The following is a 15,207-nucleotide window of genomic DNA, read 5'->3' on the forward strand; positions in this document are numbered from 1 at the left end:
CCTCCTAGAATAAGAAGTATCTTTGTGTTAATGGTAATTCAGTAGCAGCTTCACTTGTTACTTTTTTACCATCTACAAATACTTCGTATGTTTGTGGATCTACATCTAACTTAGGTGTAGCGTCATTGTTCTTCATATCTTTTTTAGATAAGTTACGGATATTTTGAACAGGACGAACCATACGTTGTAAGTTAAGTTGATTGTAAATTCCATTTTCATAAGCTGTTTTAGATACAAATGTAATCGCAGTATGTTGTTTATTAGTGCCATATTGGCCATACATTTTACGATATTTTTGAGGTTCAGATGTTGGGATAGAACCATTCGCATCACCGTTAACAGCTGAGTTGATTAAACCGCCTTTAACGATCATTTCAGGTTTAACGCCAAAGAAGATTGGATCCCAAATAACTAAATCGGCCAATTTGCCACCTTCGATTGAACCTACGTAGTCTGAGATACCATGTGTAATCGCAGGGTTAATTGTATATTTTGCGATATAACGTTTAATACGATTATTATCGTTGTATTCGCTATCGCCTTCTAATGCGCCACGTTGTTCTTTCATGCGGTGAGCAACTTGCCAAGTACGTGTGATGACTTCGCCTACACGTCCCATCGCTTGTGAGTCAGAACTTACCATACTGAAGACACCCATATCTTGTAAGACGTCTTCGGCAGCGATTGTTTCTTTTCTAATACGTGAATCTGCGAAAGCAATATCTTCAGGGATAGATGCGTTTAAGTGATGGGTAATCATAACCATATCTAAATGTTCATCTACTGTGTTATGTGTGTAAGGTAATGTTGGGTTAGTAGAAGATGGAAGGATATTTGGATAAGATGCTGATTTAATTAAGTCAGGTGCGTGTCCACCACCGGCACCTTCTGTGTGGTACATGTGTAAGACGCGATCTTTAACTGCGGCCATTGTATCTTCCATAAAGCCAGCTTCGTTTAATGTATCGGCGTGTAGGGCGATTTGAACATCGAACTCATCTGCAACGTCTAAAGCATGACTTAATGCAGAAGGTGTAGCACCCCAGTCTTCGTGAACTTTTAAGCCAATAACACCGGCATGGATTTGTTCGATTAAAGCAGTGTGGTTAACAGCTTGCCCTTTACCAGTGAAACCAACGTTAACAGGTAATGCTTCAGCTGCTTCTAACATACGATGGATATGCCATGGACCAGGTGTTACCGTTGTAGCTTTAGCACCTTCAGAAGCTCCAGTACCGCCACCAATATGTGTAGTAATACCACTTTCAAGCGCTACTTCAGCTTGTTCAGGGTTGATAAAGTGAACATGTGTATCAATACCGCCAGCAGTAACGATTTTACCTTCAGCTGCGATAATATCAGTTGTTGCCCCAATAATAATATCGACATTATCCATAATGTCAGGGTTACCTGCTTTACCAATAGCGAAGATATAACCATTTTTAATACCGATATCAGCTTTAACGATTTTATCGTAATCGATAATAAGTGCGTTAGTAAGGACTAAATCTGCGACTTTACGATCATCACGCGTAACGTTAGGATTTTGCGCCATACCGTCACGGATAGATTTACCGCCACCAAATGTAGCTTCATCACCATAATTGGCATAGTCTTTTTCAACTTGCGCAAATAAGTTTGTATCACCAAGTCGTACTGAATCGCCTTCAGTTGGGCCGTATAGACTTGTATATTGCGATTGCGTCATTTTAAAACTCATTCGTCGTCTTCTCCTTTTTTATTATAATTTTCTTCACCTTCATCGTTAAACACACCAGCATATTCATCTTTTTCATCAGTAGGACGATATACTCTATCTTCATCAATCGTGTTATTAACCATGCCTCTGAAACCATAAATTTTACGATCACCAGCATATTCAACAAGTTGTATTTTCTTTTCATCGCCAGGTTCAAATCTGACTGCAGCACCTGCTGGAATATCTAAATGTTTGCCGTATGCTTTTTCACGTTCAAAATGTAACGCTTTATTAGATTCAAAGAAGTGGAAGTGAGATCCGACTTGAATAGGGCGGTCACCAGTATTTTTAACAGTGATTACAGTTTCTGGACGACCTTGATTAATTTCAATTTCAGTATTTTTTACTTTAATTTCTCCAGGAATCATCATTTAATCCTCCTTACACGATTGGATGATGGACAGTGATGAGTTTAGTACCATCAGGGAAGGTTGCTTCGATTTCAAGTTCTGTAATCATACTTGCAACACCATCCATAACATCGTCTTCATTTAAAATAGTCTTACCATAGCTCATTAATTCTGCGACGGTTTTGCCGTCACGCGCACCTTCTAATAATTCATCGCTGATTAAAGCAAGTGCTTCAGGATGATTTAGTTTCAATCCGCGTGCTTTACGACGTCGTGCAACTTCTGCAGCTACAACTATCATTAACTTATCTTGTTCGCGCTGAGTAAAATGCAAAATTATTCCTTCTTTCCTTTTAAAATGACTGTCCAATTTTTATGTTAGAACTGTTGAAAAGTTTTCACAAGTAATATAGTCTTTCAAATAATTTCAATTTAAAATTAAAATGGATTTATACAATATTTAATTATGTAAAATTATTTTATAAGGCTTATTAATAATGGTATCCTTTAAAGCATAAGGATTATATATAAAGGAGTAAGGTGAGTTTGTGAAGTATATAGACATATTTTTGAAAAATGTAGCACAAGTAGTATTAATTAATAATAAATGGACAGGGCTATTTATTTTAATTGGGCTATTTATTGCAGACTGGAAGATTGGTTTAGCGGCAATGTTGGGCAGCTTATTAGCATTATTACTTGCGCCCTATTTTAATTATAGTAGTGAAGAAATTCGTGATGGCTTAGCCGGTTACAATTCGGTACTAACAGCCATTGGACTAGCGTTGTTCTTACAATCTTCGACGTTATCATGGATTGTATTAATTATCGGTGTAACCTTAACGTTACCTGTAGGCGTTGCTGTGCGAGAATTTTTAAAACCCTTTGGCATACCTATGTTAACATTTCCATTTGTGTTGATGACATGGCTCGTTTTAGCAATGACTACACAATTTTCAAAATTACCGGTAACGATTCATATCTTACCGCAAGAGGTTCAACCGCCTGACATTAGTCATAATCACATCAGTTGGTTAAGTGGAATTACGACAAACTTTAGTGAAATTTTCCTTGTAACTTCGGTTATTGGAAGTTTATTAATTATCATCGGTATCTTTATTGGCTCGGTTAAAGGTGGTATATTTGCCGTTATTTCAAGTATCTTAGCCGTAATATTTATTGTCTCATTAGGTGGCGATTACCCATCTATTACCAACGGCTTATATGGTTATAACTCTATTCTTACAGGAATTGCGTTAGGTGCTACATTTAAGACGAAATTAAATACATATATCGCTGTCATCACCGGCTTGTTATTAACGGTAGTTATGCACGGGGCTATAGCAACTATGCTTGCGCCTGTAGGGTTACCTATCTTCACCGCGCCATTTATCTTCGCAACGTGGTTAGTTATGTTTGCCGGTAGAATAAATGGTTCAGACAAAGCTGAATAATTGTAACAATATGTGCGAAACGTCGAAATCTGTGTGTATAAGCTGGATTTCAGTTTCGCTCTTTTTATTTTATTGTCACTCTAGCATCAACTTGGGTATGATGAACATAAGAGATTAGACAATTATAAAGAGGTGTGACATATGGAGAAACACATTTATATTATTGGTAGTATGTCGATGGATTTAGTAGTAGCGACTGATATTGTCCCTGGAAAAGGTGAAACCGTACTCGGCAAGTCTTTTTTTACTGCTCCAGGAGGTAAAGGCGCCAACCAAGCCGTAGCAGCTGCGCGTTTAGGAGAACATGTACATATGGTAGGTCGCATTGGAAATGATGATTTTGGGGAAGACATTTTCCAAAATTTAAAAAATAATGGTGTTAACGCAGATTATGTAAAACCGACTGAAGGGAAATCGGGTACGGCGCATATTACTTTGAATGATAATGATAACAGTATTATTGTGGTACCTTCAGCAAATAATGAAGTAACGCCGGACTATGTGCAACATGCATTAGAATCAACTAAGGCGGGAGATATTGTCTTATTGCAACAAGAGATTCCGGCCGAAACAGTCGAAGCGGCTGTGAAATATTGTTATGAGCATGATCTGATTTCTATCTTGAATCCGGCGCCTTACAGAGAAATATCAGATGAGGTAATTGAACAAGCAACGTATATCACGCCGAATGAAACTGAAAGTGAAAACATGTTTGAAGGTGATGTGGATCAAGCGTTGGAACGCTATCCTGATAAGTTAATTGTAACGTTAGGAGAACTTGGCGCTGTGTATCATGATGGAACGCAACAAGTTGAAATCAAAGGCTTTAAACGTGAAGTGAAAGACACAACGGGGGCAGGAGATACATTTAACGGTGCACTCGCAGTCGGCTTGCAACGAGGCTATGAATTACCCAAAGCACTTACCTTTGCCAATCTAGCCGCAAGTCATTCAGTGACAGGCATGGGCGCACAAGGTGGCATGCCTACATTAGAAGATTTACAAGATGATATAGAAGTTTAGAACGTCTTGTTTGAAAAAGTGCTCGGGACATAAATATCTTAGACTAAAAAATAGGAATTTCTATAATCGTGATATATATCTTTAACTTATTAGTGCTTATTATATTATTGAGAAAGTATATTATTTTTAAAGTGTTTTGATGTAAAATCACATTTTATTAACGTAGTATTGTTGGTGAGACTCTTGAGGGAACAGGGCTAGGCTAAGACCGTGGCTTAGCCAGTCCCCCTAAGAAAGCGAGCCAAACAATACGAAGTTTTTATATAAATTGAAAAGAAAAGACGTAGAGATGATTCATAATTGAATCATCTCTACGCCTATATCTAAGGATTTATAACCCAGATTTTGAGTGTGTGATGAGCGAGAATTATTTATCTGCTACATCTAATAATTTTTTCTTTAAATCTTTACGTTCATAGTCAAGAGAATAAGGGTCGTTTAACCAATAGATACCTTCATCAACTTTGAATGTATGACCGTTTTTAACAGCGTCTGTGTTTTTCCAAACGTCTTTATTTTCAAATGATAAATCAGCGCCTTTAGCTACTGGAGTTACAACATAATCGCCAGTCATTTCTGGGATTTGTTCTTCAGAAATATCAGCTAAGTCTTCTTTCTTAGTAGCTTTTTCGACTTTACTTGGCATTGTTAGTCCAAATGAATCATAAAGAACTTCACTACCGTGACCATATGTTTTACCTAAGACATAGATTTTTTTGTCGAAGTCTTTGATGATAGATACTGTGGCATCTTTACCAATCGCATCTTTGATTTCTTTACCATCGTCTTTTGTTTTATCTTCCCATTCATCAACCCATTCTTGGGCTTTATCTTTCTTGCCAATGATTTTACCTAATTCTAAATGTTGTTCTTTGTAGTCATGTTTCATGTAATCAAATGCAACAGTTGGTGCGATTTTTTTCAATTTTTTAAGGTTTTTGTCTGTGTTATATGTAATGATTAAGTCTGGTTTTTCTTTAGTTACAGCTTCTACATTTTCAGGGTCAATTTTCTTAACGTCTTTAAATTTATCTTTTAATACTGAGCTATCATCCACGTTTTTAGCAACGGCTTGGATGTTTGCATCAAGTTCTTTTAATCCACCTGCGTAAGTTGTACCTAGTACTACGATACGTTTAGGGTTTTTAGGGATTTTAACTTTATCTCCTGAATCAGTAGTATATGATTTAGTATCTTTTTTTGAATCTTTTGAAGAACTATCATCGTTGTTGTTACCACATGCAGCTAATGCAATTACAAAGACTAGTAAAGCCACGAGTAATCTTTTCAACTTTTTCCATCTCCTTTTATATGTATAATGCAAGTATATAGGAAATTTATATTTAATAAAAGGTGAATTTTATGAATTTAGATATACATGACAAATTAGCAATTGTACTTATTTTGGCTTTTTTGCTTATTGGGACGATTAATATGTCTGAGGGTCTTGAATTATTTTTAAAAGTTTTAATTTTTATTGTGATTATTATTAATCTTGTTATTAAGCTAGTAAAGAATAGAAGAAATTTGTAGTGTGTAGGGCAAGGGAGGTCACTTGTGTTGTGACGCTTTCCTGCGCGAACTTGACGAGCCACGGTCTCGTACTTCGTTCTTTTGCGCTAGGAGTCGCCCAACACCGTTCAATCTTTCTCGCTTAATAAATGACTCAGGGTATGGAGCGTGTTTAGGGCAAGGGAGGTCACTTGTGTTGTGACGCTTTCCTGCGCGAACTTGACGAGCCACGGTCTCGTACTTCGTTCTTTTGTGCCAGGAGTCGCCCAACACCGTTCAATCAAACTATATCAATAAAATCACCCCCGCATGACAGTTGTCATGTGGGGGTGAATGTATGTTTAATCACTTGTGATATAACGTTTTAAGTGTTTGGCGGTAACTGAATTATCAATGTCGAAGATACCTTTAGGCTGACCAGAATATAATAATTGGCCACCTTTATCTCCGGCAAATGGACCAATGTCGATAAACCAATCGGCTTGTGTCATCATCGTTAAATTATGTTCAATTAAGATCACAGTATTACCTTCGTCGATAAGATGATTAAAGCAATCGATAAGAATCGGTAGGTCATCTTCGTGTAAACCAGTTGTTGGTTCATCAAAGATAAAGGTTTTATCGCTCACATCTTGTGTTAAGTAACGGCTTAATTTGACACGTTGAATCTCCCCGCCAGAGAGGGTGTCGAGAGACTGTCCTAACGTCATATAGTTAAGTCCTGTATCAGCCAACGCCTGAAGCGGACGTGTGATAGTTGGACTATCTTCAAATTTTTCTATCGCTTCATCTACTGTTAACGCAAGAATGTCAGCTATTGAATAACCATCTACTGTAGCTTCGAGTACTTCAGGACGATATCTTGTTCCTCCACACATTTCGCACACTTGTGAAAAGTCTGGCATAAACGCAAGCTCCGTTTTCAACACGCCTTTACCATGACATTCTGGGCAAGCACCTTCAGAGTTATAACTAAACATACTTTTCTTAAGGCCGGTGTGTTTACTAAAGAAACTACGTACATCATCGAAAATGTCTAAATAAGTCAGTAAGTTAGAACGGTTAGAAGCATGTACAGGTTTCTGATCAATAAAAATAGCCTCATTATCACGTTCGAATCCAGCTTTTATTAATGAACTTTTACCAGAACCAGCTACGCCAGTAACTACCGTCATCGCATGTTTTGGTAGCTCAGTTGACACATTTTTCAGGTTATTACGGCTAATATTCTCTAATTTAATCATTTCTGTAGCTTCACGTGGTTGTGCTTTAAGTTGGTGTTGACGTTTTAAAGCATGACCTGTACTTGTCTCAGAATTAAGTAACTCCTCATAAGTACCGGTAAATGTAATGCTACCACCGTGTTTTCCGGCTAAAGGTCCTAAGTCGATGATATAGTCTGCCGTGTCTATGACGTCAGGGTCATGTTCAACTACTAATACGGTATTACCTTTGTCTTTTAAGGACTGGATAATATTATTAATACGTTGAATGTCTTCCGGATGTAAGCCGACACTCGGTTCATCGATAATATAGACTAAATCGCTTAATGGACTGTTTAAGTGGCGAATTAACTTAATACGTTGGGATTCACCGCCAGATAATGAAGTAGTTTCTCTTGCGAGCGTTAAATAGTTTAATCCAATATAACTGAGCGATTTCAATTGTTGTTGAAGCGGTTCTATAATTACTCGCGCCTTATTTGATTCTATTTTCTCTAAAAATGCTAACGCATCATCGATTTGTAAATTCGTGAATTCTGCAATATTTAAGCCATTGATTTTACAACTTAATACTTTGTCATTTAAACGTTGACCATGACAACTAGGACAATCATGCTTAGAAACTACACGATCAATGTCCTCTTTAAAGCGTTTCTTTTCAAAATTATCATTAAGTAAAAATGAACGACGGAATCTATGAATTAAGCCTTCAAATTTCGCAGTTCTTGGCCAGTTAGAAGGTGGATTCTTCAATTTAGTAGGTTCAGTGTAAAGTAATGTATCCATCTCTTCTTCGGTATAATCTTTTAACTTTTTATCATTATCAAAAAGTCCTGAATATAAGTAGCGTTTACCACGCCAACTGTCAGGTCTAAAAGAAGGGAATTTAATTGCATCTTCATTTAGTGACTTGTCATAATCGAGTAACTCATTTAAATCTATATTTTCTACGTAGCCTAAACCGGAACATGTTTCACACATGCCTTTCGGATTATTAAATGAAAATATATCCGAATAGCCGACAAATGGTTCGCCAATTCGAGACCATAGTAAACGTACTGAGGCATAAATATCAGAAATTGTACCTACCGTTGAACGTGAATTACCACCTAGACGTTTCTGGTTAATTACCATGGCGACTGGTAAATGTTTGATTTGGTCTACGTCTGGTTTCTCATATTGAGTTAGTTGATGTTGGACGTAACTTGAATAGGTTTCATTTAACAAACGTTCTGATTCTGCAGCAACGGTGTTAAATACTAAAGAAGACTTCCCCGAGCCTGACCGCCCTGTAAAAACGGTTAATTGATGTTTTGGAATCGTTACATTTATATTTTTTAAATTGTTTTGTTTTGCGCCGATAATCTCTATGTTAGACATGCCTTTCACCTCTTAATAACTGTATTACCCTGAGAGGCTTAGTTTTATCCATGTTGCTATGGAGGTGCTTACTTTTCTAATAGTTTGATTTTAACATCAAGGTTGAAATAGTCTTTTAGAATTTTACGATAGTTGTTAGATGTAACCTCGCTTTTTTCTTTATTGCTTGGTTTGCTTAATGTTAAATGATTAAACGACATCGTAGCGCGACCATAAGTTTGTGGTTTTGTCACAATCAATTGTTGTACAAAGATAGATTCTGGATTTGAAGAATTATATTCAATCATTTCCGCAAAATCACTAACTTGTTTAGGCGCATTATAGGCTTGATAGCGTGTAACCCACTCATCGTTTTCTAACTTTTGTACTTTATAAGTTGCTTCATTTTCAGAAATAGCGCGGAATTCGCCTGTAATGTCAGTGACTGGCTGGGTTGGATCTAGGTTAGTAATAGGTAGGGCTTGTAATGGTAAATCTCCAAAGCCTACATCAGCTACGTAATTGACGCCTTCAATTGGGACGACAAGTGACATGTGAGAACCATCTGGACTAAAAGTACCTCCTGGTTGATGTACTGTAGCTGACATGCGATAAACAGTGAACCCTTTTGCTTCAAGGTAAGTGCCAAAGAAATGATTCATTTCATAGCAAAAACCGCCACGATGTTGGTTAATAATTTTATCGTACAAATCATCGATATCTACAGAGATAGGTACGCCATTTTGGACATTTATATTTTCAAAAGGCACCGTTAACATATACTGTTTAATGTAATAATTGAGCGCCTCAAGGGTAGGTTCGTTATATTGAGAGGCATCGATATCTAAATAGTGTTCGATTGCTTGAATATTCATGTAATCACAACTCCTTTGTCATATGCTTTTAGTAGTATATTACCCTGAATAACAAAATAAAAGACCTAGAAGAAACGTGCATTGTTCTTCTAGGTCTTTATAGAAATTCTTATAGTTCTTGTTTATTAAATATTGAAAGTGACGTGAAGTATGAGATTGCAAATATGATTAAGCCAAGAATTGCATATCCAATAACCGCGAATAAGACAATTGGGTTTGAAGCCATTTTTTCAAATGAACCAGATTGGACAAGGATAGGTGTTACTACGAAAAACCATACTAAAAAGAATAAAACGAGCGCAATGATTGAAGTAGTAATCATAATAACATTTGAATTTTCAGGACCAAATTTAAATGTAAACGGAAAGATTAAAGCGTAAGTGCCGACCATTCCGATACCTATGCATGCTGATAATAGTGTCATCATAAGATTTTGAGTTGTGGCTAAACAAACAACCACCCCAATAACTAAACCTACTGAAACTAGTAATCCATAGAAAGCAAAGTAAGCTTTAACGTATGTACTTCTGTGAGTAGGTAAAGTTGAAACATAGTACATCCACTTAGAATCTTTCTCTCGTTTAATATTATCTGTTATTGGTGAAATTAACATAACCATTGGCATGAAACATGACATCATTGGACTAATAAAACCAAAGATAATACTTGCGATTATCCCAACAATTAAATACGTGATAAGTGATTTTTTCGAAGCATAAAAGCTACTTAGTAATAAGCCTTTCATTATTTCTCACCTCTCATAAGTAGTTTTGTTGCATCATCAATATTGTCGAGTGGACGCGCGTCTGGTGTTTGAGTACGGTCATTCACAAGAATTTGGCGTTGTCCGTTACGTACTCTTGATGCGACTATCATTTCATTAGGAAGGTTAGTTGCATCATTTTCAGGGATTTCAAGGAGGCCATAATGATTGAGAAGTGAATGTTTATCTTCTTCAAGCACAATTTCTCCGTCACGCATAAATATTAATTTATTAGCTAATTGTTCAATATCTTCAGAAATATGAGATGAAATTAAGATGCCGTTACCTTCAGAAATATAATCTTCTAAATTCTCGATAACTTCTTCACGACCAGAAACATCCATTCCTGCAGTTGCTTCATCTAGAATTAATAATCTACTCTCGTGTGATAAGGCGATGGCAAGTGCTGCTTTCATACGCATGCCTCGTGAGAACGTTGTAATCTGATTATCGATAGGGAGTTCGAAATCTTTAATGAGACTGAAGAATTTGTCGCTATTCCAAGTCTTATAAATGTTCATAAACACTTTATCCATATCTTTAATTGTCAATTTATTAGGGACACGTAAATCATCAAAGACGACTCCGATGTATTCTTTATAGTCATGGTCCTTATCAGACACCAATTGATCAAAAAATGATATGTCTCCAGAATCTTTAAAACGGTTACCGACTAAGGTATTAATTAATGATGATTTACCTGAACCGTTCTTACCGATTAAACCGATTACTTCGCCAGGGTGTAGTGTAAAAGAGATGTCATGCAATTGAAACTGAGATTTCTCGTAAGACTTATTAAGATGTTGTACTTGCAATAGATGTTTCATAGTAATCCTCTCTTTCTTTTTTTGAAAATAATAAAATATAATATTGTTACTTTTATCATAGTATATTTTTATTGATAATTAACTATGATTTGTAAAATTCACGTACTTTTAATAAATATCCAAAACTATTATAAATAAATGAAATTGTTAAGAATAAAATGCCTAACGTTTGATTTGAATCGGTGCCCATTGCATAAATTCCAAGAAACATAATTCCAGCCATTAATAACACTAGGTTTATTTGATAATTTTTATACATGCCAAGTAAGGCGATATGACGTTCCCCATCATCGAGTAAGTTTAGTGTTTTTTCGGTATAATTTTTTTCTCCTAATTTAGGGAAACGTGTATCAAAACGACGATTAAAGAATCCATCCATAATCGAAGGGACACACGTTAATAGAATTGGAATCATAGCATACAGCATATCACTATCGGTACCTTTACCTAAGACAATTAATAGCATACATAAAAAACTAATTGTCATTTGTAGATAAATAATTATTTTTGCTTGATTGTATTTTAAGTTAGCTTTCTTTTCATACGTGTCTGCATCATCGTCTTCAATTGATTGAAGGAAATGGCGTTTAAATTTAAGCGCATCGTTTTTAACTTTCCATAAATAAATCGTCAACCCAATGATTAAAAGAGAAGCAATTATAAATATAATCATGTTTTGGTTATGAGAGAAACTAGCGTTCGCTATAAATGAAACTATGCTATCCATTCCTCCACCTATAATGCCTCCAATAAGCCCTCCGATGACAAGTAATAGTAAGTATCTGCGTACCTTCATAGATCTTCCTCCTCGAATATAAATACATTTTCAACGTGTTCATTAAATATTCGTGCAATTTTGACTGCAGTTAAAATAGATGGCATGAAATCGTTACGTTCAATTAAAGAAACAGTTTGACGTGAAATGCCAGCTTTTTTTGCGAGTTGTGTTTGGTTATAACCATCACGTGCACGTAATTCTTTTAAGCGATTTCGCAAGTTGATCAACTCCTTACTTAAAACGATATACTATCTTAGTCGTTTTGACAACTATATTAGTCAAAATGACGTGAATTAATTGCATTTACTATTATAAAAGGAGCCTCCGGGTTGTCTGAAGTTAGACATCCGAGAGGCTTATTAAAGCGATGATGATAGGATTTAAAACAGTAGTCCAGAGATTGATATTTAAACGATTACTTCAAAATTCACGACTTGAGGAATAGTGGATACGTCGTGTTTAGTCATAAAATCTATTAAAATTTGTGCACCTTCTTCTTGAATATCTTTAATTACAGGTGCATTCGCAAACATTTTATAATTGCCACCGCCTACAGCGCGATAATTGTTCACGCAAATAGTGTAGAATTCTTCTGGATTTAGAGGTTTTTCACCAACTTTAATATTAGTAACACGTTGACCAATGGGTTGTCCTACTTGAATGGTATACGTCATACCTCCATAAATATCATAGTTGTAATGTTGTGGTTTAGGATATAAATAATCCTCGTTCACAGTTATATGATTATTGTTATCTAAAGCAAAATAACTTGCTGATTGTTCTAATGCTTCTTTGATTTGAGACCCTGAAAGTTTTAATACTTGGAATGTATTAGGGAAAGGGTAGTTATTTATAATCTCACGCATAGTCACTTGTTGATTAAATCCTGTTGCTGAATCGAATAATGCGGTACTAGCTATATCTGCACCACTTTTCTCTAATAAAATGTAGTTCAGTAAATTGAGAAAAGGGTGAGGTTTTCTACGAGCTTCAAATTTATCGTTAATTAACATTGGTTCAGACAGTTTAGTGATATTAGTATCTAGCCAATCTTCTAAATGAGTTAGTAACGAAGCGTCTTGGTCTAAAAGAGTAAGTTCTATATCTGAAGTTACTGGTAAGAGTTTGGCTTCTTTTTCAATAATTTGGCGATGATGATTAAGGGTTAATGTGACTTTGCCAACTTGAGTAGCGCGTGTGCCTGGTTGGATAACGGCTACATCATGTTTAATCGTCGCAATTTCACGATGTTGATGACCAGTGATAAGGACGTCTATATCTTTATGGAATTGATTTAAAATAGCAGAGGCTTCATTTTCACCTGTTAAATCTTCAGTAGGTTCATTGTTTTCAAGATCTCTTTCAAAGCCACCATGATATGAGATGACCACGATATCAGATTGTTTACGCACTTCAGGTAATAATCGTTTAAGTGTATCGACAGCGCTTGTGAACGTTAAGTCTTTAATATGCGCCGGATTTTCCCAGTTTGGGATATATTGTGTCGTTACACCAATGACGCCGATAGTTAGTCCACCTTTTTCAAAATAATAAACCCCGTTACCCGTAAAAGGCAGATTCTGATTATCTAAAATATTGGCACATAACACTGGATGGTTGAGACGATTTAATGTGTCTTTAAGATAAGAAAATCCATAATTGAATTCATGGTTACCGATAGTACCAAAATCAAAATTAAGGCGATTATAAATGTCAGTTAGCGGCTTATTAGAACCCAATTCAGAGATTAAGTAATTACATAATGGGGCGCCTTGTAAGAAATCGCCATTATCAATTTTTAAACTATAATCATCATGTGAACGTTCTTCTTCAATTAACTGGTTTGCCTTGAGTAACCCCATAGGTAACGCTTGATTACGTTGCGAAAAATCCGTTGGAAATATGTAGCCATGTACATCGCTAACAATATAAAAAGAGAGTTGTGTCATAATCATCATCCTTAGTTTAGTTATATTTCTTTAATTATAACTTTTCTATTTAAAGAGAAAGCAACTAATTATTTGGCACTTAGCCTAAAAATTTTATTGAAAACTTAATAAATAGAAAAGAAATTGCATGGTATTCTGATTTTTATATAAAATATGTATAAAATTTATAGATTATTAAATACTATTTATGTCGATATTGTGATACTCTTATATTGTCAAGTGATTTGACACCATAGAAGACTTTTCATATTGAACGGGGGCATTATGTAATGAAAAAAATCACTTATCTTTTAGTAATGGCTATGGCAATCCTTATTTTTGCGACAGCTTGTGGAAATAATAGTTCTTTAAGCAACAAAGATAATAGTTCTGACAGTGGTTCAGGCAAAGACGGCTATACGCCTAAAGAATTAAAAGTTCAATTCGTACCATCTCAAAACGCTGGCACGTTAGAAGCGAAAGCTAAGCCACTTGAAAAAATATTATCTAAAGAGTTAAATATTCCAGTTAAAGTATCAGTATCAACAAACTACAATACTATTGTAGAAGCAATGAAATCTAAACAAGTAGATGTTGGTTTCTTACCTCCAACAGCTTATACATTAGCTCATGATCAGAAAGTTGCGGATTTATTATTAATGGCTCAACGTTATGGGGTTAATTTCGATGGGTCTGAATCTAAAGAGCTTGTGAAAAACTATAAATCAGAAATTATAGTTAAGAAAAATTCAGGTATCAATAGCTTGAAAGATTTAAAAAATAAAAAAATTGCATTACAAGAAGTAACTTCTACATCAGGTTACACTTTCCCAGCTGCAACACTTAAAGAAAAAGCAGGTCTCGACGTAACTAAAGACATGAAAGTAATCAATGTAAAAGGTCATGACCAAGCGGTAATTTCATTATTAAATGGTGACGTTGACGCAGCTGCAGTTTATCAAGATGCACGTAGTTTAGTGAAAAAAGACCAACCTAATGTATTTAAAGATACTAAAATTATTAAAATAACTGAACCAATTCCTAATGATACAATTTCAGTACGTTCAGATATGAATAAAGATTTCCAAGAGAAATTAAAACAAGCATTTAAAAATTTAGCTAAAACAAAAGAAGGTCATGACATTATTAGTGAAATATATGGCCATGAAAGTTATGTAGAAGCGCAAGATTCTGATTTTGATATTGTTAGAAAATATGAAAAACAAGTTCAAGATATGAAATAAAGTGACTTGTTTATTACTTAAATAAAAGCTAATTCAAGCACAATTAAATAAGCGATATAGAAAGAGGCTAGGGCATATAAATAGTAAGAGTTTAGGTCATTAACCACATAAG

14 protein-coding genes are annotated in these 15,207 nt (G+C 35.4%); 3 read left to right on the forward strand and 11 right to left on the reverse strand.

Annotated elements, in window-relative coordinates; all coding sequences use genetic code 11:
- Window positions 1-4: 4 nt before the first annotated feature.
- The 3 genes from ureC to HS848_RS07085 are packed head-to-tail and all read right to left on the reverse strand — an operon-like array spanning window position 5 to window position 2,443.
- Window positions 5-1,720, reverse strand: coding sequence for an urease subunit alpha (gene ureC, locus HS848_RS07075; RefSeq protein ID WP_198611766.1), 1,716 nt, complete (start codon window positions 1,718-1,720; stop codon window positions 5-7).
- Window positions 1,717-2,127, reverse strand: a complete 411-nt coding sequence (locus HS848_RS07080) for an urease subunit beta (protein WP_198611767.1) — start codon at window positions 2,125-2,127, stop codon at window positions 1,717-1,719. Before HS848_RS07080 ends, ureC begins: the two co-directional genes overlap by 4 nt.
- Window positions 2,128-2,140: 13 nt before the next feature.
- A complete protein-coding gene (locus HS848_RS07085; RefSeq protein ID WP_107507272.1) occupies window positions 2,141-2,443 on the reverse strand; it encodes an urease subunit gamma in 303 nt (100 codons plus the stop codon).
- A gap of 214 nt (window positions 2,444-2,657) precedes the next feature.
- On the opposite strand from HS848_RS07085, the gene yut reads away from it, so the two are divergent.
- Together yut and rbsK are read left to right on the forward strand one after the other, a co-directional pair.
- A complete protein-coding gene (gene yut / locus HS848_RS07090; RefSeq protein WP_198611768.1) occupies window positions 2,658-3,563 on the forward strand; it encodes an urea transporter in 906 nt (301 codons plus the stop codon).
- A 141-nt stretch (window positions 3,564-3,704) separates the two neighbouring features.
- On the forward strand, window positions 3,705-4,586 hold the full coding sequence (rbsK, locus tag HS848_RS07095) for a ribokinase (protein WP_198611769.1): 882 nt from the start codon (window positions 3,705-3,707) through the stop codon (window positions 4,584-4,586).
- Window positions 4,587-4,953: 367 nt separating this feature from the next.
- Here the strand turns inward: rbsK and HS848_RS07100 are convergent, their stop codons facing one another.
- The 8 genes from HS848_RS07100 to HS848_RS07135 form a co-directional block, all read right to left on the reverse strand.
- Window positions 4,954-5,877, reverse strand: coding sequence for an ABC transporter substrate-binding protein (locus HS848_RS07100; RefSeq protein WP_198611770.1), 924 nt, complete (start codon window positions 5,875-5,877; stop codon window positions 4,954-4,956).
- A gap of 562 nt (window positions 5,878-6,439) precedes the next feature.
- Window positions 6,440-8,701 (reverse strand): ATP-binding cassette domain-containing protein, encoded by a 2,262-nt coding sequence (locus HS848_RS07105; protein ID WP_198611771.1) that lies wholly within the window; start codon window positions 8,699-8,701, stop codon window positions 6,440-6,442.
- A 68-nt stretch (window positions 8,702-8,769) separates the two neighbouring features.
- Window positions 8,770-9,555: an arylamine N-acetyltransferase family protein gene (locus HS848_RS07110; protein WP_198611772.1), complete on the reverse strand. Its 786-nt coding sequence runs from the start codon at window positions 9,553-9,555 to the stop codon at window positions 8,770-8,772.
- Between the two features lie 109 nt (window positions 9,556-9,664).
- Window positions 9,665-10,300: an ABC-2 transporter permease gene (locus tag HS848_RS07115; protein ID WP_198611773.1), complete on the reverse strand. Its 636-nt coding sequence runs from the start codon at window positions 10,298-10,300 to the stop codon at window positions 9,665-9,667.
- Window positions 10,300-11,145, reverse strand: coding sequence for an ABC transporter ATP-binding protein (locus tag HS848_RS07120; protein WP_107507279.1), 846 nt, complete (start codon window positions 11,143-11,145; stop codon window positions 10,300-10,302). The genes HS848_RS07115 and HS848_RS07120 overlap by 1 nt, the downstream gene beginning before the upstream one ends.
- Window positions 11,146-11,227: 82 nt before the next feature.
- Window positions 11,228-11,941, reverse strand: a complete 714-nt coding sequence (locus HS848_RS07125) for a DUF3169 family protein (RefSeq protein ID WP_198611774.1) — start codon at window positions 11,939-11,941, stop codon at window positions 11,228-11,230.
- On the reverse strand, window positions 11,938-12,141 hold the full coding sequence (locus tag HS848_RS07130; protein ID WP_103165535.1) for a helix-turn-helix transcriptional regulator: 204 nt from the start codon (window positions 12,139-12,141) through the stop codon (window positions 11,938-11,940). Before HS848_RS07130 ends, HS848_RS07125 begins: the two co-directional genes overlap by 4 nt.
- 189 nt (window positions 12,142-12,330) lie before the next feature.
- Complete coding sequence (locus HS848_RS07135; RefSeq protein WP_198611775.1) at window positions 12,331-13,872, reverse strand: bifunctional metallophosphatase/5'-nucleotidase; 1,542 nt, start codon at window positions 13,870-13,872, stop codon at window positions 12,331-12,333.
- A gap of 269 nt (window positions 13,873-14,141) precedes the next feature.
- Here HS848_RS07135 and phnD point away from each other — a divergent pair, with 269 nt between their 5' ends.
- Window positions 14,142-15,095, forward strand: a complete 954-nt coding sequence (gene phnD, locus HS848_RS07140) for a phosphate/phosphite/phosphonate ABC transporter substrate-binding protein (RefSeq protein WP_198611776.1) — start codon at window positions 14,142-14,144, stop codon at window positions 15,093-15,095.
- Window positions 15,096-15,207: the final 112 nt, after the last annotated feature.

The sequence above is a fragment of the Staphylococcus caledonicus genome, from assembly GCF_016238465.1.
Taxonomy (GTDB): Bacteria; Bacillota; Bacilli; order Staphylococcales; family Staphylococcaceae; genus Staphylococcus; species Staphylococcus caledonicus.